Annotated in this window: 2 protein-coding genes; one reads left to right on the forward strand and one right to left on the reverse strand. The window is 31.0% G+C overall.

What is annotated here, in order from left to right:
- Positions 1–1,483, forward strand: a 1,483-nt coding sequence (locus Q0A18_RS15520; RefSeq protein WP_292011073.1) for a hypothetical protein, incomplete at its 5' end; no start/stop codon positions are given.
- A 46-nt stretch (positions 1,484–1,529) separates the two neighbouring features.
- On the opposite strand, the gene Q0A18_RS15525 is transcribed toward Q0A18_RS15520, so the two are convergent.
- Positions 1,530–2,510 carry an AraC family transcriptional regulator gene (locus tag Q0A18_RS15525; protein WP_292011074.1) on the reverse strand — a complete coding sequence of 327 codons (981 nt, stop codon included), beginning with the start codon at positions 2,508–2,510 and terminating at the stop codon, positions 1,530–1,532.
- Positions 2,511–2,607 lie beyond the last annotated feature (97 nt).

The following is a 2,607-nucleotide window of genomic DNA, read 5'->3' on the forward strand; positions in this document are numbered from 1 at the left end:
AATTTCAACCATGAAAAAACACCTCCTTTTTATCCTGCTTTTAATCCCAATATATTTTATTTCACAAGTAGCATCTACTGAAAAGCAGATCATTAAACAAATAGATGAAGTAGATTGGTTTTTTGACGGTCCTCAAAAAATAAAAAAAGTAGACAGCCTTATAGCCCTATGTCAACAATCAGGCCATAAAGAATGTCTTGCTATCGGTTATATTAAAGCTGGTAATATATATTTAGCCAATGGGGACAAAAGTAAAACACTGGAATATATCAATAAAATTGATAAGGAAAAACTGATCACGCCGGAGTCCGATCCTGATCTCATATTTAAGTTTAAAACCTTACATTCCACATTCTATAATTATTCAGAAGAATATATCTCTGCCTTAAAAAAACTTGATGAAATTCCGGATGAGGTAAAGAAAAATCCAATGTACGCCTATTGGATATCATCGCTAAGAGGTAATATACATCAACGAACCGGCAAATATAAAGCAGCCCTAAAACAATATAAAGAAGCCTATAAACAGGCAAAAATATACAGAAGCACCCTTAGCAAAAATGATATTAAAGATGAAAAAGGAAAAAGAAAACTTGCAGCAACTTATGCTGCGACTCCCCATATCGCAGGACTTTATCTTGATTTACAAAAAACGGATTCAGCTAAAATATATCTGACAGAAGCCTTAAATGATATAAAAAAAACAGATCCTGCCATACGCCCTAATATCGAAATTGATGTTTATTTTTTTGCAGGTAATTTCTATCTGAAAACCAAAGATTACAAAAAAGCACAGTATTATTATCTGAACTGCAAAAAAACAATAGAAAAACACACTCCTACTGAAGCCAATCAAAAAGCCATTTATCTAGCTTTAGTAGACTTATATCGCCTGATGGACGAAAAAGACAGTATTGCCTATTATTCACAAAAAGTAGTAGATGTCGAGAATAACAATTATTCCGACAATATCAATGTCAGAAATAAAATAAGTAATGAAACATATAATAATAAAGAAAAACTGGAAGAAAATAATAAAAAACTGATTTATATATTAGGCTTAAGTCTCATCCTATGCTGCCTTTTAATCTATTTTTCAATCTTCTTCTACAGAAAATACAAAAGCAAAAAATTGGATCAAATAGATATTCCTCTGATTGAAAACCCTGAAAAGGGAAGCTACAATGAACTATTCCAGGAAATGATCAATATGGCCAAACAAAACAAACCTGAATTTTTTCCTCTTTTCAATAAATTATACCCGGAATTTATTACAAAAATGAAAACAGTCGACAATAATCTTCAGGGGTCGGAATTGAGATTTTGCGCCTATCTTTATCTCAACTTTTCCACAAAAGATATTGCAGAATATACCTATACTTCTGTAAGAACAGTCCAGACAAAAAAGTATAACCTTAGAAAAAAGCTCAATATTCCTAAGGATATGGACATTTATGTATGGTTTAATAATTTAATTAAATAGATAGAACTTCATACCATATAATATTCTGTTATAAAATTCTGTATTATTAGGTAAGGTTCTGTATGTATTCACTCGGAGTTACTCCTTCTATTCTTTTAAATACCCGGTTAAAATTAGGCTGGTTTGAAAATCCTCCTTCTGTATAAATATACATAAGCGTTACCCTGGAAAGATCACTTTCATTGATCAGCTTTTTCACATATTCTATCCTTAATATGTTTAAATAAATATTAAAGTTAGAATATCCGGCAGCCCGTATCGCTTTAGAAAGATAGGAGCTGTTGGTATCCAGAATAATACATAGTTTAGACATACTGAATTTCGGATCTTTAAAATACATTTGTTCTCTCATCTGAAAATCAATCCTTTGAAAGAAATCAATATACTCCTGCTCTTTATCTTTATCGAGAGTCACCGTCATTTTTTCTCTCCTTCCTCCTTCCGTCCCAACTTCTACCTCATTGATATCTCTTATCTTTTTGATTTTATCTTTATAATGAATAAGCATCCATATAATTAATCCATTAAAAACATAAGCAGAAACCTCTGTAATATTAAAGAACGACCTGTATAATCCCCCGTCCTCGGATCCTTTGTTATAAGAGACAAACACAGCCACTATTACAATTAATATAGCATAAATACTATAATAGACAGAATCCTTTCGGGATAACATCACATAAGCTCCTAAAGGAATCGGAAGTAACCATGTAATATTATTAAGAGACATTTCAAAAAAATCTACGATAAAATAGACATCATACAGAGGAGCCAAAATCAAAAAAACACGAACCTGATTAGCTAGCCCCGGAAAAGATTGCTTCCAGGCTATTAAGATTATAATTATCATAGAAATGGTCCCTCCTAAAAGATAATATGTGGTAAAGTCACTATCGGTTGCAAGATAAAAAGCTAAAGTATAGAATCCGAGGATTAAGGACATGAGTATAAGGTATCTCATTACAAATTCCTTCTTCAATTCATCTATTTGCGTAGTAGTCTCTTTTGAGATCAATATATTCTTCATCAATTTTACAAATTTTTTTAGTAATTGTTTGATTTAAAATAGTGATTATTAGATATTTAAAAAATATACAAACAATTATCATTTCGGTTTTATAGCT

Source organism: Chryseobacterium sp., assembly GCF_022712095.1.
In the GTDB taxonomy this organism is placed as follows: Bacteria; Bacteroidota; Bacteroidia; order Flavobacteriales; family Weeksellaceae; genus Chryseobacterium.